The organism is Neisseria sp. P0021.S006 (assembly GCF_051956895.1).
Map to the genome: position 1 here is coordinate 1 of NZ_JBQCWZ010000025.1, position 20,410 is coordinate 20,410.

General features: G+C 53.3%; 24 protein-coding genes, 1 tRNA gene and 1 pseudogene. 11 read left to right on the forward strand and 15 right to left on the reverse strand.

All coding sequences use genetic code 11. The features are described 5' to 3' along the window. Positions 1-581: magnesium transporter (locus ACTHUM_RS06935; RefSeq protein ID WP_440402804.1), on the forward strand; the 581-nt coding region annotated here is incomplete at its 5' end. Positions 582-730: 149 nt separating this feature from the next. Here the strand turns inward: ACTHUM_RS06935 and ACTHUM_RS06940 are convergent. Then, complete coding sequence (locus tag ACTHUM_RS06940) at positions 731-997, reverse strand: SemiSWEET family transporter (protein WP_004518970.1); 267 nt, start codon at positions 995-997, stop codon at positions 731-733. 218 nt (positions 998-1,215) lie between these two features. On the opposite strand from ACTHUM_RS06940, the pseudogene ACTHUM_RS06945 reads away from it, so the two are divergent. Beyond that, positions 1,216-1,745: pseudogene (locus ACTHUM_RS06945) on the forward strand (IS1595 family transposase); the annotation flags it as partial. Positions 1,746-1,765: 20 nt separating this feature from the next. On the opposite strand, the gene ACTHUM_RS06950 reads toward ACTHUM_RS06945, so the two are convergent. Continuing rightward, a complete protein-coding gene (locus ACTHUM_RS06950) occupies positions 1,766-2,149 on the reverse strand; it encodes a hypothetical protein (RefSeq protein ID WP_004518967.1) in 384 nt (127 codons plus the stop codon). 207 nt (positions 2,150-2,356) lie between these two features. Here ACTHUM_RS06950 and thiE point away from each other — a divergent pair, with 207 nt between their 5' ends. From thiE to ACTHUM_RS06970, 4 genes are read left to right on the forward strand one after another with little or no spacing between them, the layout of a single operon-like run. Next, the gene (gene thiE / locus ACTHUM_RS06955; protein WP_004518966.1) at positions 2,357-2,974 is read left to right on the forward strand and encodes a thiamine phosphate synthase; all 618 of its coding nucleotides are present in this window, start codon (positions 2,357-2,359) and stop codon (positions 2,972-2,974) included. A 41-nt stretch (positions 2,975-3,015) separates the two neighbouring features. Further along, entirely contained in the window at positions 3,016-3,210 is a 195-nt protein-coding gene (gene thiS, locus ACTHUM_RS06960) for a sulfur carrier protein ThiS (protein ID WP_004518965.1), read from the forward strand. 58 nt (positions 3,211-3,268) lie between these two features. Next, a complete protein-coding gene (locus tag ACTHUM_RS06965) occupies positions 3,269-3,562 on the forward strand; it encodes a YciI family protein (RefSeq protein WP_039861865.1) in 294 nt (97 codons plus the stop codon). A gap of 54 nt (positions 3,563-3,616) precedes the next feature. Next, the gene (locus ACTHUM_RS06970; protein WP_004518963.1) at positions 3,617-4,405 is read left to right on the forward strand and encodes a thiazole synthase; all 789 of its coding nucleotides are present in this window, start codon (positions 3,617-3,619) and stop codon (positions 4,403-4,405) included. A gap of 71 nt (positions 4,406-4,476) precedes the next feature. Here ACTHUM_RS06970 and ACTHUM_RS06975 read toward each other — a convergent pair whose 3' ends face one another. The 9 genes from ACTHUM_RS06975 to ACTHUM_RS07015 all read right to left on the reverse strand — a co-directional run bounded on the left by ACTHUM_RS06975 (position 4,477) and on the right by ACTHUM_RS07015 (position 10,352). Next, complete coding sequence (locus tag ACTHUM_RS06975) at positions 4,477-5,244, reverse strand: uracil-DNA glycosylase family protein (protein ID WP_004518962.1); 768 nt, start codon at positions 5,242-5,244, stop codon at positions 4,477-4,479. After that, the gene (rimI, locus tag ACTHUM_RS06980; protein ID WP_004518961.1) at positions 5,238-5,681 is read right to left on the reverse strand and encodes a ribosomal protein S18-alanine N-acetyltransferase; all 444 of its coding nucleotides are present in this window, start codon (positions 5,679-5,681) and stop codon (positions 5,238-5,240) included. Before rimI ends, ACTHUM_RS06975 begins: the two co-directional genes overlap by 7 nt. Further along, positions 5,678-6,352: a tRNA (adenosine(37)-N6)-threonylcarbamoyltransferase complex dimerization subunit type 1 TsaB gene (tsaB, locus tag ACTHUM_RS06985; RefSeq protein ID WP_039861921.1), complete on the reverse strand. Its 675-nt coding sequence runs from the start codon at positions 6,350-6,352 to the stop codon at positions 5,678-5,680. Before tsaB ends, rimI begins: the two co-directional genes overlap by 4 nt. A 162-nt stretch (positions 6,353-6,514) precedes the next feature. Continuing rightward, on the reverse strand, positions 6,515-7,189 hold the full coding sequence (locus tag ACTHUM_RS06990) for a glutathione S-transferase family protein (RefSeq protein WP_004518958.1): 675 nt from the start codon (positions 7,187-7,189) through the stop codon (positions 6,515-6,517). A gap of 8 nt (positions 7,190-7,197) precedes the next feature. Continuing rightward, positions 7,198-7,593 (reverse strand): hypothetical protein, encoded by a 396-nt coding sequence (locus tag ACTHUM_RS06995; protein ID WP_004518957.1) that lies wholly within the window; start codon positions 7,591-7,593, stop codon positions 7,198-7,200. Beyond that, entirely contained in the window at positions 7,594-8,760 is a 1,167-nt protein-coding gene (locus tag ACTHUM_RS07000) for a beta-ketoacyl-ACP synthase III (RefSeq protein WP_049336655.1), read from the reverse strand. Between the two features lie 19 nt (positions 8,761-8,779). Continuing rightward, a complete protein-coding gene (locus tag ACTHUM_RS07005; protein ID WP_049336668.1) occupies positions 8,780-9,025 on the reverse strand; it encodes a GNAT family N-acetyltransferase in 246 nt (81 codons plus the stop codon). A 34-nt stretch (positions 9,026-9,059) separates the two neighbouring features. Further along, positions 9,060-9,968: a hypothetical protein gene (locus ACTHUM_RS07010; protein WP_004518954.1), complete on the reverse strand. Its 909-nt coding sequence runs from the start codon at positions 9,966-9,968 to the stop codon at positions 9,060-9,062. Between the two features lie 308 nt (positions 9,969-10,276). Continuing rightward, a tRNA-Phe gene (locus tag ACTHUM_RS07015) sits at positions 10,277-10,352 on the reverse strand. A 204-nt stretch (positions 10,353-10,556) separates the two neighbouring features. Here ACTHUM_RS07015 and ACTHUM_RS07020 point away from each other — a divergent pair. Beyond that, positions 10,557-11,117 (forward strand): hypothetical protein, encoded by a 561-nt coding sequence (locus ACTHUM_RS07020; RefSeq protein ID WP_049336656.1) that lies wholly within the window; start codon positions 10,557-10,559, stop codon positions 11,115-11,117. Positions 11,118-11,164: 47 nt separating this feature from the next. On the opposite strand, the gene coaD is transcribed toward ACTHUM_RS07020, so the two are convergent. From coaD to ACTHUM_RS07035, 3 genes are all read right to left on the reverse strand, one after another. Continuing rightward, a complete protein-coding gene (gene coaD, locus ACTHUM_RS07025; RefSeq protein WP_049345008.1) occupies positions 11,165-11,677 on the reverse strand; it encodes a pantetheine-phosphate adenylyltransferase in 513 nt (170 codons plus the stop codon). A gap of 106 nt (positions 11,678-11,783) precedes the next feature. After that, a complete protein-coding gene (locus tag ACTHUM_RS07030; RefSeq protein WP_049336659.1) occupies positions 11,784-12,470 on the reverse strand; it encodes a Bax inhibitor-1 family protein in 687 nt (228 codons plus the stop codon). Positions 12,471-12,634: 164 nt separating this feature from the next. Next, positions 12,635-12,910: an oxidative damage protection protein gene (locus ACTHUM_RS07035; RefSeq protein WP_003682648.1), complete on the reverse strand. Its 276-nt coding sequence runs from the start codon at positions 12,908-12,910 to the stop codon at positions 12,635-12,637. A gap of 129 nt (positions 12,911-13,039) precedes the next feature. On the opposite strand from ACTHUM_RS07035, the gene glnE reads away from it, so the two are divergent. Both glnE and ACTHUM_RS07045 read left to right on the forward strand, forming a co-directional pair. Continuing rightward, positions 13,040-15,724: a bifunctional [glutamate--ammonia ligase]-adenylyl-L-tyrosine phosphorylase/[glutamate--ammonia-ligase] adenylyltransferase gene (glnE, locus tag ACTHUM_RS07040; protein ID WP_440361227.1), complete on the forward strand. Its 2,685-nt coding sequence runs from the start codon at positions 13,040-13,042 to the stop codon at positions 15,722-15,724. A 90-nt stretch (positions 15,725-15,814) separates the two neighbouring features. After that, positions 15,815-16,327 (forward strand): SH3 domain-containing protein, encoded by a 513-nt coding sequence (locus ACTHUM_RS07045; RefSeq protein WP_049336662.1) that lies wholly within the window; start codon positions 15,815-15,817, stop codon positions 16,325-16,327. Positions 16,328-16,437: 110 nt separating this feature from the next. On the opposite strand, the gene ACTHUM_RS07050 is transcribed toward ACTHUM_RS07045, so the two are convergent. Next, a complete protein-coding gene (locus ACTHUM_RS07050; protein ID WP_049336663.1) occupies positions 16,438-16,659 on the reverse strand; it encodes a hypothetical protein in 222 nt (73 codons plus the stop codon). A gap of 324 nt (positions 16,660-16,983) precedes the next feature. On the opposite strand from ACTHUM_RS07050, the gene ACTHUM_RS07055 reads away from it, so the two are divergent. Then, positions 16,984-18,078, forward strand: coding sequence for an FAD-dependent oxidoreductase (locus ACTHUM_RS07055; RefSeq protein WP_049336665.1), 1,095 nt, complete (start codon positions 16,984-16,986; stop codon positions 18,076-18,078). A gap of 168 nt (positions 18,079-18,246) precedes the next feature. Further along, positions 18,247-20,310 carry a glycine--tRNA ligase subunit beta gene (gene glyS / locus ACTHUM_RS07060; RefSeq protein ID WP_049336666.1) on the forward strand — a complete coding sequence of 688 codons (2,064 nt, stop codon included), beginning with the start codon at positions 18,247-18,249 and terminating at the stop codon, positions 20,308-20,310. The last annotated feature ends 100 nt before the right edge of the window (positions 20,311-20,410 follow it).

Sequence of the window (20,410 nt, forward strand, 5' to 3'; positions counted from 1 at the left end):
AATCCGAAGCCGACATGTTTAACATGGCCGGTTTGCAAGAAGAAGAGGACTTGTTCGCCCCGATTTGGGACTCGGTGAAAAACCGCTGGATGTGGCTTGCCATCAACCTGTGTACCGCCTTTATCGCCAGCCGCGTAATTGGCGCATTTGAAGGCAGTATCGAGAAAATCGTCGCACTGGCTGCGCTGATGCCCATCGTCGCCGGCATCGGCGGCAACTCCGGCAACCAAACCATCACCATGATCGTCCGCGCCATGGCAATGGGACAAATGACCAGTACGCAGGCAGGCCGCCTGCTGAAAAAAGAAGTCGGCGTCGCCCTCGTCAACGGCATTATTTGGGGCACGGTAATGGGCGTGATTTCATGGCTGCTCTACGGCAACATCGGCATCGGTTTGGTCATGGTGGCCGCGATGACCTTGAACCTTTTGCTAGCCGCGACCGTCGGCGTCCTCATTCCCGTCATGATGGACAAAGCCGGACGCGACCCGGCATTGGGCAGCTCGGTGCTGATTACCGCGGTTACCGACTCCGGCGGCTTCCTGATTTTCTTGGGATTAGCAACCATGTTCCTGTTGTAATAGGAAAAAAAAGACGTGTTCGATACGTCCTTTTCAAACCGTTTAAAAGGCCGTCTGAAATTTCAATTTTCAGACGGCCTTTGCTGTTTTTTAAAGCTTTACATCATGAGGGCGTTTAGTTTTGGGGCTGACGTAGATTAGCCCCTTGTTTAAAGCGAAGTCAGAAAAGTCAGAAATCCCAATATCACGCCGACTGCGTTGGGTATAATCAGAATCCAGTCTTTCCGGGGTTCTTTGCTCCAACCGTACAAAACCCAAATCAGACAGGATACTGCTGCAAACAGGGGTTGCCACGGCTGCGCCTTTGCCCCTTGCATATTGGCGATAATTTGGGGGATATAGGCGACAAATACGAAAATACCTATTGCCGCTCCTATGCTGCCGACAACGGTATTGAATTTTGCTTTGCTTATCATGCTGGTAAGTCTCCTTTTAATATGAAAATCGAGGCGGTAGATAATATGGGCAGGCTGACTCAGCCGAGGGAACAGCCGCAGCCGCAATGATGTTCGTGGCCTTGGCCATGTTCGTCCGAATCTTCGGCAAGCAGGGCTTCGTAGTCGCCGCTTTCAATCAGGCTGACCAGTTCTGCCGGACTTTCCGCGCCTTCTACCTAGTCGCAGGATAAATAACTCTATTCTACCGCAAAATATGTATGTCATCATCCATCATTTGGCCTTGGCTGCCGATGAGGTTTTCGAGGGCTCTGTCGAGCTGGACGAAAGCTATTTCGGCGGACAGCGTAAAGGCAGACGTGGTCGAGGTGCGGCAGGAAAAGTGGTTGTCTTCGGCATTCTGAAACGCAACGGACGGGTCTATACCGTTGTGGTGGATAATGCCAAGTCTGAAACGTTATTCCCTGTCATCAAAAAGAAAATCATGCCGGACAGCATTGTTTACACGGATAGCCTGAGCAGCTATGATAAGTTGGACGTGAGCGGTTTTATCCATTACCGCATCAACCATTCCAAGGAATTTGTCGACCGTCAGAACCACATTAACGGCATTGAGAATTTTTGGAATCAGGCAAAACGTTTCTTGCGAAAATACAACGGAATCGATCGCAAATCTTTCCCGCTGTTCTTGAAAGAATGCGAATTTCGATTTAACTTCGGCACACCGTCTCAACAGCTTAAAATCCTGCGAGATTGGTGTGGAATTTAGGGCTAATCTACGTCAGCCCCTTAGTTTTTGATGACGTTTACGGCGTAATGGGCAGTAGTGTTACGGCGGGCTTGGGCGCGCATCATATAGACCTGCACTTTATATTTGCCCGATTGGGTAGCGATACCGTCAAATTTATCGCCTTGTGCCGAACCGTTAAATACGGCTTCATCGTCTTTGGGTGCCCATACGTTGAAATAGGCGTTAGGGCTGCCGGTTTTACTGATGCGCAGGCGGTCGCCCTTGCGTACGGAGAACAAATGCTCGGCGGTTTGATAGCCGGTGATTTTGCCGGAAAAACGCTGCTTGGTTTGTTTGTGTGCCGAAGCTGGTTTTGAAGCTTCCGCTTTAGGCGTGGCGGCATTTGAATAAGTGGTAAACAGTAAGGGAAGGGCGGCTAACAAGAGAAATTTTTTTCATGGGTTGGGTCTCCGAATGTGGGGCGCCAATATGGCACTCATTTTGATAACCCATCAGTATGTTCATATTTTTATAAAGCCAAAGCCGAATAGGGCAATATTCATTTTTTCAATCAGGCCGTCTGAAAACAAATATTATTCAGACGGCCTTTTCTGATAATATAACAACGAATTATTCCTTTCGGAGCCGTTATGACCTTCCCGCCACTCAAATCTCCCCTGAAATTTTACGCCGTTGTTCCCACTGCTGACTGGGTCGAGCGCATGGTCAAAGCAGGTGCCGACACGGTGCAACTGCGCTGTAAAATCCTGCATGGCGACGAGTTGAAACGCGAAATCGAACGTTGCGTCGTAGCCTGTCAAAACAGTGCAACCCAGCTTTTCATCAACGACCACTGGCGCGAAGCGATTGCCGCAGGTGCATACGGCGTGCATCTCGGGCAGGAAGACATGGACACTGCCGACCTAGCCGCGATTGAAGCTGCCGGTTTGCGCTTGGGCTTGAGTACGCACTCTGTTGCCGAACTCGATCGCGCCTTGTCCGTACAACCTAGCTACGTCGCCAGCGGCGCGATTTTTCCGACCACGACCAAACAAATGCCCACCGCCCCGCAAGGCTTGGAGAAACTGCGCGAATATGTGAAACAGGCTCGCGGCATACCCGTCGTCGCCATCGGCGGCATCGATTTGAACAACGCTGAAGATGTACTTGCCACCGGCGTTTCCTCCCTCGCCGTCGTCCGCGCCGTTACCGAAGCGGAAAATCCCGAAGCCGTGGTTAAAGCGTTTCAGGCTTTGTGGGATGAATAAGGCCGTCTGAAAATAAGAAGTCTGACAAGAGGAGCAGCATTATGAAGATTATATTAAACAATGAAGCCATCACATTAAACGGCACAACCGTTGCCGACCTTATCGCCCAAACCGCGCCGCAGAAACCGTTTGCCGTTGCCGTCAATACCCAGTTTGTCGCCAAAGGCGCGTATGCGGAAACGGTTTTAAACGAAAACGACAAAGTGGACATTGTGCGCCCCGTAGTCGGCGGATAAGCGGTTTTACTGCGTGTATAGCTGCGCTATTGGTTTAATGCTGAGAAAAGGAAAAGAAATGTTTATCGTATCGTTGGAATATATTAAAGACTTGGCTGCGGTTGAAACCTACCTGTCCGAGCATATTGCGTATCTTGAACGGTATTATCAAGCAGGTGTATTTGTGATGTCTGGACGCAAACAGCCGCGGACAGGCGGCATTATCCTGATGAAAGCATCAGGCAGGGAACAGGTGGAAAAGTTAATTGCAGAAGACCCATTTCACCGAGAAGGCGTAGCGAAATACACAATTACCGAGTTTATTCCGACTAAGGTCGCGGAAGGACTTGAAAACTATTTGGAAACTATCTGAACCGATTTTTCAGAAGGCTATCGCCCCAAAAATAATATTACAAAGGAATCCATCATGTTTACCCTATATGGAGAAACTTTCCCTTCACGGCTGCTACTCGGTACGGCTGCTTATCCGACGCCGGAAATCCTCAAGCAGTCTGTTCAAATCGCGCAACCGGCGATGATTACCGTTTCATTGCGCCGCGCCGGCAGCGGCGGCGAAGCGCACGGGCAGGGTTTTTGGTCGTTGTTGGAAGAAATGGGTGTGCCTGTGTTGCCCAATACCGCAGGCTGTCAAAGCGTACAGGAAGCTGTGACCACTGCGCAAATGGCGCGCGAAGTGTTTGATACCGATTGGATTAAGCTCGAACTTATCGGCGATGATGACACGTTGCAGCCCGACGTGTTCCAACTGGTCGAGGCGGCGGAAATCCTGATTAAAGACGGCTTCAAAGTACTGCCTTATTGCACCGAAGACCTGATTGCCTGCCGCCGACTGCTCGACGCAGGCTGTCAGGCGTTGATGCCGTGGGCGGCGCCGATTGGCACGGGACTGGGCACGGTTCATGCTTATGCGCTGAAAGTCCTGCGCGAACGTCTGCCCAACACGCCGTTGATTATCGATGCGGGGTTGGGTTTGCCTTCGCAGGCGGCGCAAGTGATGGAATGGGGTTTTGACGGCGTGTTATTGAATACCGCCGTTTCCCGAAGTGGCGATCCGGTCAATATGGCACGCGCTTTTGCGCTTGCGGTCGAGTCGGGCCGTCTGGCTTATGAGGCGGAACCTGTGGAGGCGCGTGAGAAAGCGCGCGCCAGTACGCCGACGGTGGGTCAGCCTTTCTGGCATTCGGCGGAATATTGAAAAACATTAGGGCGTGTCGAACACGCCCTTTTTTGTTGGTGAAAAACCTGATTTCAGGTTGAACAGAATGTTCAGACGGCCTTGGCCAAAAGCTGTTTCAATGGCTTTAAGATTTGCCATGCCTGCGCTTTGAGTTGCGGCTGCATCAGCAGGCGGGCGGGGTGGGGAATGACGAAATGCGGCCGCTCTGCGCACAATTCGTTCATCAGCCCGATCATGTCGGGGCTGTCGAAGATTTTGCCGAGGAACAATACTGCGCGCGCTTGCGAAGCGGTCAGCTCGTTTTGCATTTCGGCAAGCTCGGAGCGGATGTGTTCGGCATCGGGCAGGGCAGTGAATACGGGCGCGGTTTTGACCCATGCGGTTTTGTGCGCCTGCTCGGGCTTGAGGCCGATGGCGGCGAGGATGTTGTCGAGAAGCGTGCCGACATCGCCGCTAAACAGTGTACCGTGCAGGCTGTCTTCGGTGGACGGGCAAATGCTGACCACCATGATTTCAGACGGCCTGATGGTTACGTCAAGGCGGGGCAGATTGTCTGAATGCGCGGCTTTTTCTGTTTTTGTCGGTGTTTCGGCAATGGCTTTGGGTGCTGCTTCGGGAGCGCGGACAGCCGGTTTGGCCGCTTGCGCAGTAGCGATGGCGGCAGTGCGTGCCTGATGGGCACCTGCGGATAAAGTGCGCACGGTTTGCGCGGTATCGGCAGCAATGGTTTTGGGGCGGACGGGTGCGGCTGATGTTGCGGTTTGAGGCGCGGCATGGATGATTTTGGCGTTTCGGTTCAGCCACATCGGGCCCAAGCCCAAGGCTTCGTGCAGGTGCAGATAGCGGCTGCTTAACATGATTTCTCCATCAATACGGCATCTTCGCTGCCACCGTCGGGCAGGGCGTAGTAGTTTTTGCGGCGACCGCAGGTTTGGAAGCCGTGTTTGCGGTAGAGCTGTTGCGCGGTTTCATTGCTTGCGCGGACTTCGAGCAGCAATCGGGTTGCGTCTTGCTGTTGCACTGCGTTTTGCCAGTGTTGTAGCAGGGCGGATGCAATGCCTTGTCGGCGGTATTCTGGCGCAACGGCAATCAGGTGCAGCTCGGATTCGTCAAACACGGTTTGCCACACGATAAAGCCGGTAATTTGGTGGTTGGTCTGGCTGAGCCAAACGCTGTCGGGATGGTGTTGAACCGCCGACTCAAACTGTTGCGCCGTCCACGACGAGGGATTGCCTTGTGCGTCGATGGCGGCAAGGGTGGGGCAGTCGGCAAGTACGGCTGGGCGCAGGTTCACGGTTTGGCCTTTTGTTGGGCTTGCTCTTGCGCGGTCAGGGCAATTTTGTTGCGGACGTAGAGCAACTCGGCGTGTGCCGCGTCAGTAGCAATATAGCGGCCGCTGCGGGCAAGTTTAAGATAGTCGGCGGCGGTCGGCATATCGGCTTGACCGTCAAAAGGCGGTTTGTCGGCGAGGGCAAAGGCATTACCGATGCCGCCGCTAGGCGTTTGGCCTTCGGGCGCGGCAATGGCGGAGGCTTTGCCAACCGTGTAATCGCTCAAGCGGACGTGGTTTTGCGTATCAAACCATGCGTAGAACACTTCGCCCATACGCGCATCTGTGGCTGCCAGTACACAGCTTGATGGTGGCAACAGCGAAGCGGCGGCATCGAGGCAGGGAATGCCGATCATGGGCGTGTCAAACGGCGTGGCCAAACCTTGTGCAACCGCCGCGCCGATACGCAGGCCGGTAAATGCGCCGGGGCCCTGTGCATAAACGATGCAGCCCAAATCGGCGGCCGTGATGCCTGCTTCTTTAAAGAGGCGCTCGATTTGCGGCAGGATTTGTTCGGATTGCTTGGTGCCGACGTTTTCATGAAACAGGCGGATTTCGCCTTGATGTTCCAATGCGATGGACAAAAAGGATGTGCTGGTGTCGATAGCAAGAGTCGGGCGGTTGTCGGTTGGCATGATGTTATTTTTTAGAAGGATATGGATTGCCATTATAGTGGAACGGCGAGGGGGAACAAAGCATTCGGGCGGCGCTTGGGTAAAAACGCCGTTTGCCGCAAAGCTATTCGATAAGTGAACCAAGGTTTCAGGCCGTTTGAAAACGTTTCAGACGGCCTTGTTTTATTTGTCGAGTTTCAATAAAGGCGAACCTGCTTTTTCAACGGCGCGGCGGTAGGCTTCATGCGCTTCGATGCGCTGCAAATAGGCACGGATATTGGGGTAGTCGGCAAAATCGAAGCGGTCGGCCGCGGCTTGCAGCGGATAGCTCATCATGATGTCGGCACCGCTAAGGCTGTTGCCGACCAACCATTCGCGGTTTTCCAACTCGCTGTTGATGTGGGCAAGATGCAGGGCGGCTTGCGGATGGATAAAGCTGCTTTTGACGCTACTGCTGATTTTGCGGGCAATCGGTTTGACGAAAAACGGCATGGGCGCGCTTTCAATCCGGCGGAACACCAGTCCGAGCAGCAATAACGGCATCAGCGAACCTTCGGCATAATGCAGCCAGCGTTGATATTGCCAGTATTCGCGGCTGCCGCGTTCGGGCATCAGACGACCGTTGCCGTAGGTTTGAATCAGGTAGTCAGTAATCGCGCCGCTTTCCGCCAAGATAAAGCCGTCATCATCCAATAAAGGCGATTTGCCCAAGGGATGGATGGCTTTGAGTTCGTCAGGGGCGAGCAAAGTGTCAGGATGACGGCAGTAGGTTTGCAGGCGGTAGGGCGTACCGAGGATTTCAAGCAGCCAAACAATGCGCAGGGCGCGGGATTGCTCGAGAGAATGTAGGGTAATCATGAGGGACTTTAAATATCGGTTTGTTTGAGGTTGTCTATGCTGATTTGGCAGGCATCGGCGTATTTTTGCAGGGTTTTGGCCGGTAGTTTGGCGAATACTTCGGGGCGGAAATGCCGACGAAGCTGCCATTTCCATACACCTGCCGCCATGGCCAAGCCGGTTTCATCATAACGGCAGCGGAACATATGGTAGTACAGCGGAGAATACTCGCCTTTTTCGACGGCTTCGCGCGCGGCCTGTGTTTGGGCATCGAGTTCACACACTGCCATTTCGGTGGCGTAGGCTTCATCCTGCCAACCGTTGCTGGTGGCCGCTTCGTAGTGGCCGTCGCGGGTGCCGTAGATGACTTTGCGGTGGCCGTGGTAGCTGGCGCTGTTGTCTTGAGGGATGTCGTCAATCTTCATTCAGACGGCCTTTACTGCTTCCAAAAGCATGAAACATGTTGAAAAGCGTCCGCTTTCCGGAACGTAACACAGGATTTTTTGGCCGTGTTCGATGGGGAAAGTGCGCATAAATTCTTCAAGGATGATGTAAATCGAGGCCGAACCCGTGTTGCCCTTGCTATGCAGATTGGTAAACCATTTTCCCTGCGGAATGTCGAAGCCGATATTTTTCAGGCCGTCTGAAAGGCGGTCGCGGAAAAAGCCGGAAGAGTAGTGGGGCAGGAACCAATCGATTTCTTCGGCGCGGATGCCGTGTTTGGCGGCGATTTGGGAGAGGGGTTTTTCCACCGTATAGCGGACGATGTTTTCGTTCAACAGTTTGACGTCCTGTTTGACCGCCATCAGGCTGTGGCGGCGGCCGTAATCGGCATCGGCGTGTTTCCAGCCTTCAAATACGCCGTCGCGGAATTCTGCGCCGGCATACATACAAGGTGGCATTTCGTTGGCGTAGGAAAGCAGGTCTATCCAGCGGATTTTCAGGCTGAGGCCGTCTGAATTGGGGCGGTCGGACAGATACACCGCGCCTGCGCCGTCAGACAGCATCCAGCGCAAAAAGTCTTTTTCAAACCCGATTTCGGGGGACGCGTTTTCCAGTTTTTTATGGTCGGTTTCACTTTGGAACACTTCGCCGCGCATGACCGCCGAAGCGTTTTCGGAAGCAACGGAAACCGCATGTGCGTGTTCGCCGGTGCGTACGGCGTTGTAGGCGTGTTTCATCGCCGCCATACCTGCCGCGCATACGCCTGCCATGCTGAACACTTCGCAAGGCGGCATATCCAGCAAACCATGCACCATTACGCCGTGTCCGGGCATGGTTTGGTCGGGATAGGAAGTGGCGCAGGCCAGGCTGCCGATGGCTTCTGCCGCAACGCCTTGGGCAAACAGGCCGTTGACCGCTTCGGCGGCCAATTCGGCATTGGTGTGCGTCGTGCGGCGGCTTTCGGGGTCGATGGCGTAATGGCGCGACAAAATGCCGTTGGAGCGCAAAATCATACGGCGCACGCGTGAAGGCACATCGCCTGCCATGCCGAGGACGGCTTCCATTTCGTCATTGCCGACAGGGGCGTTGGGCAAAAAGGCAGAAACGCGGTTGAGATAAACGTCTTTGAGTGTGTTATTCGATGTCATGATGTGTTTGTCAAAATAATCAACCGATAAACCGCGCCGCGTAGTCGCAGCTTGCAGTCAACGGGATGTGTTGTGTTTCGGCGTATTCCATCAGCGCGTCCACCAGCAGTTTGGCAATGCCGCGATGACGGAAGTTGGGCGAAACCTCGGTATGGTTTACGTCCCAGCCGCCGTTGTGTTCGGTATAGCTGATATAGCCTGCTTCCAAACCGTCAATGTCGATTTGAAAGCGACGGCGTTCGGGGTAGTGGATAACTTCGGGCATGATGGATTCCTGGTTTGAGGCCGTCTGAAAAGTATTATCTGCCTGACGGTTGCGCATAATAGTCCGCCAGCTTTTTCAGACGGCCTTTGAGCAGTGGATGCAGCAGTTTTTTCAAAATTACGCTGACGGGTAAAACTACCAAAATCATCGCCAATAAAAAGACGATGTAGAAGCACAGCAGCGCACGGCGCAAAAGTGGAGAAATACGGCCTGCCGCCATCAAAAGCTTGCCCCAGACGAAGAAGCTGCGGCCGGCGGCGCGTTCGCTGAAAATCAGTTTTTCATTCACTGTCACCGCGCCCATGTTTTGAAACAGGGTTTCGTCCAAAGGCTGTTGGTTTAACAGTGCATCGCGCAATTTCGCACCAAACCGCGCCGCATCCGCCAATTCTTCTTCAGCAATGCCGGCGGAGGGCAGGGAGCGGAAATAGCGTTTGTCGCCGGTCAGCATCCAGGCGGGCGTGGTAATGAAACTGGCCGCGCTGTTGCAGGCATCGATTTTTACGATGTTGCCGATGAGTTTGGCGCCGTTTTGTTTCAGCAAAGATTTCATTTTCTCTTGCGCGCCCAGCCACATATTGCGGCAGCCGATAAGCGTGATGACCGGTTTGCCGTCCAGCAGGCGGTGCGTTTCTTCGCGTTGCAAAAAGGCGGTCATCGGTTGCGAAGGGGAGAGGAACCAAACGGTGTAGGCAATGGCCACCACATCGTAATTTTCGGACGGAATGTGCGGCGGCAGAATCGGGGCGGGTTTTAAATGGACGGTTTCAGGAAAGGTATCGAAAAAACGCCAAAACGGCCACGGAAACGGAAACGCCTGCTCCGGTACGATATTGACGCAATCGACCTGTATGCCGGCTGTTTGCAACGGCGTGGCAAAATTTCGCGCCAGGCTGGAGAGCTGCCCCGTTTGCGAGTAATGCACAATCAGCACTTTTTTCATTATCTTCCCTGCAATGAGTAAGTTATGGTTGGTTTGGACGGTATTATATAGTAAACCGACCGGCCTTGAACTTTATTCATATTCAGTATGTTCGCGAAGGTTTCAGCCGATTTGGATGGAAGCGCCGTATTCTGTCGGAATGGGGCGGTAAAGCGGATTTTTATGCCATGCCAACATGAACAACGGCCGTCTGAAAATTTTCAGACGGCCTTGTGTGGAAATCGGGACGCATGGTCTGGAATGGGATTTGCGCTAAGTATGGCGTGCAAATCGTATAGATAAAAAAATAACCGCTTCAAGGCGGTTGGTGGTGGCCAGAGGCGGAATCGAACCGCCGACACACGGATTTTCAATCCGTTGCTCTACCAACTGAGCTATCTGGCCTTCGCGTGTTTCGTTGCGAGATGTGAATTAAACCAAATTTCGTTGCCTTGTGCAAGCGGTTGTAGGCTTTATTTTTGAGGCGGTAAATTAAGATTTTGTTTTGTATTGAATTATTTTTCGTTTTAATTGGCGGTTTTTAGGTTTGCCGGTTTGATTTTCAGACGGCCTAAGATACAATCGGCTTTTTTGCTTTGGATTTATGCCATGCTGTATGTGTTTGTTCGTGATATGTGGGATGTTTTGCGTTTGCGCTATCGTTCGCCGGAGACGTATTTGTATTCGCCTTTGGTGATGGCGGCGGTGTTGCTGCTGTTGGGTGTGGTGAATGCGGCCAGCATGTCGCCTTTGTTTGGCAGTGGCGCGGCGGCGGTGTGCCTGTCGGTGATTTTGGTGATTGTGAAATGGTTGGTGTTGAGCCGCTCGATGCGCAAGGTGCTGCATTATTACGGTGCGCCCCGGTTGCCTTTGTGGGGCTTTATTTTGGTGTCTGAGGCTTTGCTGCTGCCGCTGTTGCTGGTGTTGTATGTGCCGGCGTTGGCTGCGTTTGCGCTGCTGTGGCAGGCTTGGGTTTTTGTGGTGCAGGTACGCGGTTTGATGTGGATGGGGAATGCGACGGTAGGCCGTGTTTTGGTGGGCTATCTGTTGTATGGTATCGGCGTGCTGTGTGTGGGTACGGTGATTTTGATGCTGTTTATTGCCGCCGGTTGGTTGGACATGGAAACGTTGAATCAAAACCTGCAGGCGTTGACGTCTGCCCGTAAATAATCAATGAAAATTGGAAGGCCGTCTGAAATGTTCGGACGGCCTTTGTTTTATGTGTTTGTTTCGTGGTCTTGCAGGATTTTTTGATAGACGGGGTCGGGGAGGTAGCGGCCTATCATGTCGCGCCAGCCTTGTGGGCCGACCAGGCCTTTGACCATGGTGGAGGATACTTCGGCTATTTCGCGCGGCGGCATCAGGAAGACGGTGGAGATTTCGGGGGCGATGTCGCTGTTGATGTAGCGCATCGAGCGTTCGTATTCGTAGTCGGCGGCGGAACGGATGCCGCGGACGATAAAATTGGCTTTGGCTTCGCGGGCATAATCGACCAAAAAGCGGTTTTCAAACACGCTGATGCGGACATTGGGGAAGGGGTGGGTAATGGCATCGAGCATGGCGCGGCGTTCTTCTATGGTGTAGGTGCTGCGCTTTTCGGGATTGGTGCCGATGGCGACAATGAGTTCGTCAAAGAGGGATTGGGCTTCCTGTATCATCCACAGGTGGCCGAGGGTGGGAGGGTCGAAGCTGCCTGCGTACACTGCACGGCGCGGAGTGGTCGTGGTCATTTTGGGTTGGGAATGGGGTTTGTGTACGTTCAGGATAGGGGAGTTTGCCGGTGATGTCAAAAATCAAAAAGGCCGTCTGAAATTTCAGACGGCCTTTGCGGCTTTATCAGTCGTCACCGCTAATAGAGATGAGGATTCTCAAGAGGCTGCTGAAAATGTTGTAGATGGAGATGAAGATGGTCAGCGCCGCGCTGATGTGGCTGTCTTCACCACCGTCGATAACGGCACGCACCTGCCACATAATCATCAGGGAACTGAAGACAACGAAGCCGGCCGCGATGGTCAGGCTCAGGGCAGGGATGTTGAGGAAGATGTTGGCCACAACGGCAATCATGAGCACGATGGCGCCGGCACCGAGGAAGCTGCCGAGTTTATTCATATTCATTGTGGTGCGGCGCGCCATGGCGGACATGGTGAAGAAGACACCAGCGGTCATGGCGGCGGCCGTACCGACGATTTGCGCGCCGTTGTTAATCGCCAGGGCGTATTGCAACATAGGGCTGATGGCAAGGCCCATGCCGAAAGTGAAGATCATCAACAGGGCTACGCCGACGTTGCTGTAACGGTTTTTCTCGATCAGGAAGGTCATGCCGTAGAAGAAGCCGAAGAAGGCAGCTAGGGCAATCCAAGATGAACCGAACATGGAGAAAATGTTAAAGCCTGTTTTGGCGGAAAAGAATGCGCCGGCAACGGCAGGAATGAAAGACAGGCCGAGCAGGCGGTAGGTTTTTTGTAGGACGGTATTTTTGGCAACCGAGCCTTGCGAGGTATAGTCGTAAACGTCGTTTTGCATGGCGTTTGCTCCAATATAGATTGAGAATGAATGAAATTTGGATTCTAACAGAGAATCATGGGTTTGTATGATTTATCTGTTCTATTTGCCTAATATGCGGGGCAATCGGGAATTTTAAAGGCCGTCTGAAAATCGGGTTTCAGACGGCCTTGGCTTTTCAATGCTTATTTAGGCTCTTGCGGAACATAGCCTTGTACGGCATCTGCTCCGTCGCCGAAGAAGTATTGTTCCATCTGCTGGGCGAGGTATTCGCGTGCGCGCGGATCGGCAAGGCTTAGGCGGTTTTCGTTAATGAGCATGGTTTGGTGACGGGTCCAAGCCATCCATGCTTCTTGGGAAACGTTTTCAAAAATGCGTTTGCCCAATTCGTTGGGCAGCGGCGGAAATTTCATGCCTTCGGCTTCTTTGCCGAGTTTGACGCAGTGAACCATACGGGTCATGGCGGTTTCCTTATGTGGGGGTTGCAAAGGTTGGTATTTTAGCCGATTGCACGGATAGGGGAAAGCGTGGGTTTCAGACGGCCTGAAACCTTGCTATGATGGTCTTTTCTGTTTATTCAGGCAAAGATTATGAACCGCCTCGATACTGCCCGCCGTTATTCCCTTTTTCTCGCCCGTAATCTTGATTCCGGCAAACTCAAGCCCGAAATTTTCCTGCCTATGCTGGACAAGGCGTTGACCGAAGCTGATTTTCAAGCTTTTGCCGATTGGGACAAAATCCGCGCGGAAGAAAACGAGGAAGAATTAGCGCGGCAGTTGCGCGAGTTGCGCCGTTATGTCGTGTCGCAGATTATCGTGCGCGATATCAACCGCATCAGCGATTTGAACGAAGTAACCCGTACGATTACGCTGTTTGCCGATTTTGCCGTGAATACTGCGTTAGACTTTTCTTACGCCTATTATCAGGATATGTATGGTACGCCGATCGGGCGTTATACGAAATCGCCGCAGTATTTGAGCGTGGTGGCGATGGGCAAGGCGGGCGGCTATGAGTTGAACGTGTCTTCCGACATCGACTTGATTTTCGTCTATCCCGAATCGGGCGACACCGACGGCAGGCGCGAACGGGGCAATCAGGAGTTTTTCACCAAAGTCGGGCAGAAATTGATTGCGCTGCTGAATGACATCACCGCCGACGGGCAGGTGTTCCGCGTCGATATGCGGCTGCGGCCGGACGGCGATTCGGGCGCGCTGGTGTTGAGTGAAACCGCGCTGGAACAATATTTGATTACGCAAGGGCGCGAATGGGAACGCTATGCGTGGTGCAAAGGCCGCGTGGTTACGCCGTATCCGAACGACATCAAAGCGCTGGTACGCCCCTTTGTGTTCCGCAAATATCTGGATTACAGCGCGTATGAAGCGATGCGCAACTTGCACCGCCAAATCCGCAGCGAAGTTAGCAAAAAAGGCATGGCGGACAACATCAAACTCGGCGCAGGCGGCATCCGTGAAGTTGAATTTATCGCCCAGATTTTCCAGATGATACGTGGCGGCCAAATGCGCGCGCTGCAACTGAAAGGCACGCAAGAAACGCTGAAGAAACTTGCCGAGCTGGGCATCATGCCGTCTGAAAACGTCGAAACCCTGCTTGCCGCCTACCGCTTCCTGCGCGACGTCGAACACCGACTGCAATACTGGGACGACCAGCAAACCCAAACCCTGCCTGCCTCACCCGAACAGCAGCAACTGCTCGCCGAAAGCATGGGTTTCGACAGCTACGCCGCCTTTTCAGACGACCTCAACATTCACCGCACCAAGGTCAATCAGTTGTTCAACGAAATTTTGAGCGAACCCGAAGAACAAACCCCCGACAATAGCGAATGGCAGTGGGTATGGCAGGAAAAGCCCGACGAAGAAGAGCGGCAAGGCCGTCTGAAAGAACACGGGTTCGATGCCGAAACCATCGCCGCAAGGCTAGACCAAATCCGGCACGGTCATAAATACCGCCACCTCTCCGCACACGCCCAGCCGCGTTTTGACGCCATTGTGCCGCTGTTCGTACAGGCGGCGGCCGAGCAACCCAATCCGACCGATACGCTGATGCGGCTGTTTGATTTCCTCGAAAACATCAGCCGCCGCTCCGCCTATCTCGCCTTCCTTAACGAACATCCGCAAACCTTGGCGCATCTGGCACAAATCATGAGCCAAAGCTCATGGGTGGCGGCGTATCTGAGCAAATACCCGATTCTGCTGGACGAACTCATCAGCGCCCAGCTTTTGGATACCACGTTTGACTGGCCGGCCCTTGCCGCCGCACTTTCAAACGACCTCAAAGCCTGCGGCGGCGATACTGAAGCGCAAATGGACACATTGCGCCATTTCCAACACGCCCAAGTCTTCCGCCTCGCCGTTCAAGACCTTGCCGAATTGTGGACGGTAGAATCACTTTCCGATCAACTCTCCGCACTTGCCGACACCATCCTCGCCGCCGCTGTGCCATGCGCGTGGGCGGATATGCCCAAAAAACACCGCGACACGCCGCAATTTGCCATCATCGGCTACGGCAAACTGGGCGGTAAAGAGCTCAGCTATTCCTCCGACCTCGACTTGGTCTATCTTTACGACGACCCGCATTCCGATGCAGGCGACGTTTACAGCCGCCTTGCCCGCCGCCTGACCAACTGGCTTTCCGCCGCCACCGGAGCAGGCAGCCTCTACGAAACCGACCTGCGCCTGCGCCCCAACGGCGACGCCGGCTTCCTCGCCCACAGCATCGCCGCCTTCGAAAAATACCAGCGCGAAAACGCCTGGACGTGGGAACACCAGTCCCTCACCCGCGCCCGCTTCATCTGTGGCACACCCGAAATTCAGACAGCCTTCGACCGCATCCGCACCGAAATCCTCACCGCCGAACGCGACCAAACCGCCTTGTCAGGCGAAATCATCGAAATGCGTGAAAAAATGTTCCCTACCCATCCGCCGGTTGACAGCAACGTCAAATACGCGCGCGGCGGCGTGGTCGACGTCGAATTTATCGTCCAATATCTGATACTTGCCCATGCCCGCCAGTATCCGCAACTCCTCGATAATTACGGCAACATTGCCTTGTTGAACATCGCTGCCGACTGCGGCCTCATCGACAAAACTCTCGCCGAACAAAGCCGCACCGCCTACCGCTTCTACCGCCAGCAGCAACACAACACCAAACTGCGAGATGCCAAAAAAACCGAAGTAACGGACGAATTGCTGACCCACTACGACAACGTGCGAAAACTATGGCGGGAAGTATTCGGGGTAGAAGTGAAATTCGGATAAGCAGGCGGGCGTATTCAGCGTCAAAGCCTGCACGGCAACATAATTTACCGCTACAACAAACTCACTCTAAACATATAAGGAAAACCAACCATGAAGAAAATAGCACTGTTTTTAACGGTTTTACTGTCGTCGGCCGCAGCCCAAGCCGCTGATTACTTTTTGCCTTATACCGAATGCGATGGCTCTGCAAACGTTCGTGCCGCTCCTGATACACGCAGCAAAATCATGACCGTACTGGATTATGAAAGCAAAAAACATAAAATACTCAGTAAACAGGGTAAATGGTTTCATATTCAATTAGACGGACACCGTACAGGCTACGTCCATCAGAGCCAAGGCTTTATCGTGCACAATTATGTTGTCGCCAGCCCTGACGAATCGGCAAACGTCCGTAACAACAGCTACCCCGAAGAACCGATCAGGCAAGGCGAAATCATCAAAACACTCCCAAACGGAACACGTGTACAGATCGCCCCAGCCTTCAGAAAAGGCGACTGGTTGTGGTACAGCAATCAGGGAGCTCACACAGAAAAAGACGAGTATGGTCATCATATTTCGATTCAGGGTTATATCCATAAAAGTCAACTTCGACGCGTGGAGTAATAAACAAGCAATTTATCCGATAAAGCATACTTTCGGACATAAAGTAGATACTGTTTTGCCGAAGATATAAAAAAGGCCGTCTGAACTTTTCAGACGGCCTTTTATGGTATTTATTCTTCTTCCTGTTCTGCTTCTACCTCTGCAGGTTTTTCAAGGAAATTGCCTGCCAACCACAGTAAAGCGCCACTACCTGTAATGCCTGCTTTAATCCATAGGGCGGTATCTTCGCCCCATTCGTAAATCCAGGCCAAGACTTTGGGGACGGCGTTCATATAATTCAAACCGAATGCCAATACGCCGAGGATAAATAAAGTACTGCCCAAGCTTTTCATCATTATTCCTTATAAAATCAAATGGGTGCATCAAAGCCAATCAGCAGGTGCAATGATGTTGAGTGAATGTAAATATGTCAAAAGATGGCATTATAGTAGGTTTTATGTAAGGAAGATATTTTTATAAAAGCTGATTGGCAGTCTGAGGCGATGGGTAACTGCTTGCAGAGGGAGGGATTCCGTCTGTTTGTTTATAAGTTATCGGCTTGATCTGGGCAATCATGATATGCAAAAACTTTTCTCATTTTCTGTCGATATTGTGATACAGCAAAACAAGTTCTAAAATATGCTGCTTATTTATATATTAAAAACAAGGAGAAACTGATGTCTAAGGTTGCGGTACTCGGTGGCGGTCTGTCGGGCCGTCTGATGGCGTTCCAGCTGGCAGAGCAGGGCATTTCGGTCGAGTTGTTTGAGAAAGGCGAACGCAAAGGCGCGCAAGCCGCCGCTTATGTTGCCGCGGCCATGTTGGCGCCGTCTGCCGAAGCGGTGGAGGCAACGCCCGAAGTCATCCGTTTGGGCAGGCAGAGTTTCGCGCTGTGGCGCGGTATTTTAGGCCGTCTGAACACGCCGGTGATGATGCAGGAAAAAGGCAGCCTGATTGTTTGGCATACGCAGGACAAGCCGCTTTCTGCCGAGTTTGCCCGTCATTTGAAGCGCGGCGGCGTGGCGGAACATGAAACCATACGTTGGAACGCAGATGAAATCGCGGCAAACGAGCCGCAACTGGCAGGGCGGTTTTCAGACGGCCTGTATCTGCCGGTGGAAGGACAGTTGGACGGACGGCAGGTATTGAATGCGCTTGCCGATGCTTTGGAATCAATGAATGTGCCTTGCCATTGGTTGTGCGAACGCGAAGTCGAAGATTTGGCGGCGCAATACGATTGGGTCATCGACTGCCGCGGTTATGGTGCAAAAGCAGCGTGGAACAGGCCGTCTGAAAGCCAATTGCGCGGCATACGCGGCGAAGTGGCGCGCGTTTACGCGCCAGAAGTCGAGCTGTCCCGCCCCGTGCGCCTGCTGCATCCGCGCTATCCTTTGTATATCGCGCCGAAGGAAAACCATATTTTTGTGATTGGTGCGACCCAAATCGAAAGCGAAAGCCAAGCGCCGGCCAGCGTGCGTTCCGGTTTGGAACTTTTGTCCGCGCTGTATGCCGTGCATCCGGCCTTTGGCGAGGCAAACCTTTTGGAACTGGCCACCGGCCTGCGCCCGACGTTAAACCACCACAATCCTGAAATCCGCTTCAACCGCGAACGCCGCCTGATTGAAGTCAACGGCCTGTTCCGCCACGGCTTTATGATTTCCCCGGCCGTGACCGGCGCAGCCGTGCGTTTGGCCGGTGCGCTGTTTGCCGGAAGCGACATTCCCGAAAGCGACGAAACCAGCGGTTTGCCGTATATCCGCGCTGCGAATTGAAGCCGTTGCGGACGAAGTTGCTTGAAAATCGGGCAAATTGTTTGTGAAAGACAGCCACAGGCCGTCTGAAAATGATAAAATCGCCGTCAATTCAATCAACCTTGCGTCTGAAAACCGCATGATGCCGTTTTCAGATGCCAAACCAATTTCCTATTTAACGATAAGCACATGACAACCCAAACCCTCTTAATCGAACTTCTCACTGAAGAACTCCCGCCAAAGGCCCTCAATAATCTGGGCAACCATTTTGCCGCTTCCGTTGCCGAAGGCTTGGAAAAAGCGCAACTAATTGACGGCGAGGCCGAATACACTGCCTACGCTTCTCCGCGCCGTTTGGCCGTTCAAGTCAAAAACGTGAAGGCCGTTCAAGCCGACCAAAAAATCGTGAAAAAAGGCCCGGCCGTGGCCAATGCCATGAAGGACGGTGCGCCGACTAAGGCTTTGGAAGGTTTTGCGCGCGGTGCGGGTGCGAAAATCGAAGACCTAACCATCATCAACGACGGCAAGCAAGACGTGTACGCCTACGAGTACGTCCAAACCGGCAAACCATTGGGCGAACTCTTGGAAGACATCATCAATGCCGCAGTGAAAAAATTGCCGATTCCGAAAGTCATGCGTTGGGGCAGCAGCACATTCACCTTCGTGCGCCCTGTCCACGGGCTGATTGTGCTGCACGGCGGCGAGATCGTGAACGTCAGCGTTTTGGGCCTGCAAAGCGGCAATCAAACCTTGGGACACCGCTTCCTGTCCAACGGCGAAATCACCATTGAAAACGCCGACAGCTACGCCGCACAAATGCGCGAGCAAGGCAAAGTCGTAGCTTCGTTTGCCGAGCGCAAAGCTGCGATTCAGACAGCCTTGAACGAACAGGCAGGTCGTCTGAAAGCGACCGTTGCCGCCGATGAAGCCTTGTTGGACGAAGTGACTGCATTGGTCGAATGGCCTGTGGTATTGGAAGCCGGTTTTGAAGAACATTTCCTCGCCGTGCCGCAGGAATGCCTGATTCTGACCATGCAGCAAAACCAAAAATACTTCCCGCTGCTCGACCAAAACGGCAAGCTGATGAACCGCTTCCTGCTGGTCTCCAACCTGCAAACCGAAGACCCGTCGCACATCATCCAAGGCAACGAACGCGTTTTGCGTGCGCGCCTGTCTGATGCCGAGTTCTTCTACAAGCAAGACCAGAAAGCGACTTTGGAAAGCCGCCTGCCCAAGCTGGCAAACGTGGTTTATCACAACAAAATCGGTTCGCAGGCCGAACGCATCGAACGCCTGCAAAGCATTGCCGCCCACATCGCCAAAGCACTGGGCGCAGATGCCGCCGCAGCCGAACGCGCCACGCGTCTGGCAAAAGCCGACTTGGTGACCGAAATGGTCGGCGAGTTCCCCGAACTGCAAGGTACGATGGGCAAATACTACGCCCGCTTGGACGGCGAAACCGAAGAAATCGCCGAAGCCATCGAGCAGCACTACCAACCGCGTTTTGCCGGCGACAACCTGCCGAACGGCAAAGTCGCTACTGCCGTTGCGCTGGCCGACAAACTGGAAACCTTGGTCGGCATTTGGGGCATCGGTCTGATTCCGACCGGCGACAAAGACCCCTACGCCCTGCGCCGCGCTGCCTTGGGTATTTTGCGGATGCTGATGCAGTATGGCTTGGACGTGAACGAGCTGATTCAGACGACCTTCGACAGCTTCCCCAAAGGTTTGCTCAACGAAAAAACGCCGTCTGAAACCGTCGACTTCATGCAGGCGCGCCTTGCCGTGTTGCTGCAAAACGACTATCCGCAAGACATCGTCGCCGCCGTACTCGCCAAACAGCCGCGCCGTTTGGACGATTTGACCGCCAAACTGCAAGCCGTTGCCGCGTTTAAACAACTGCCCGAAGCCGCCGCGCTCGCTGCCGCCAACAAACGCGTGCAAAACCTGCTGAAAAAAGCCGATGCCGAGTTGGGCGCGGTTAACGAAAGCCTGTTGCAACAAGACGAAGAAAAAGCCCTGTATGCCGCCGCGCAAGGTTTGCAGCCGAAAATCTCCGCCGCCGTTGCCGAAGGCAATTTCCAAACTGCTTTGTCCGAACTGGCTTCCGTCAAACCGCAAGTCGATGCCTTCTTCGACGGCGTGATGGTAATGGCCGAAGATGCCGCCGTGAAACAAAACCGTTTGAACCTGCTGAACCGTTTGGCAGAACAAATGAACGCAGTTGCCGACATTGCGCTCTTGAGCGAATAAGGCCGCGTTTCAGTTGACCCGTTTTTCAGGCTGCCCGATGATTCAGGCAGCCTGAAGTTTTTCGGGCGTATCCCTTACATGGCGTTCAAGGGTATAATTC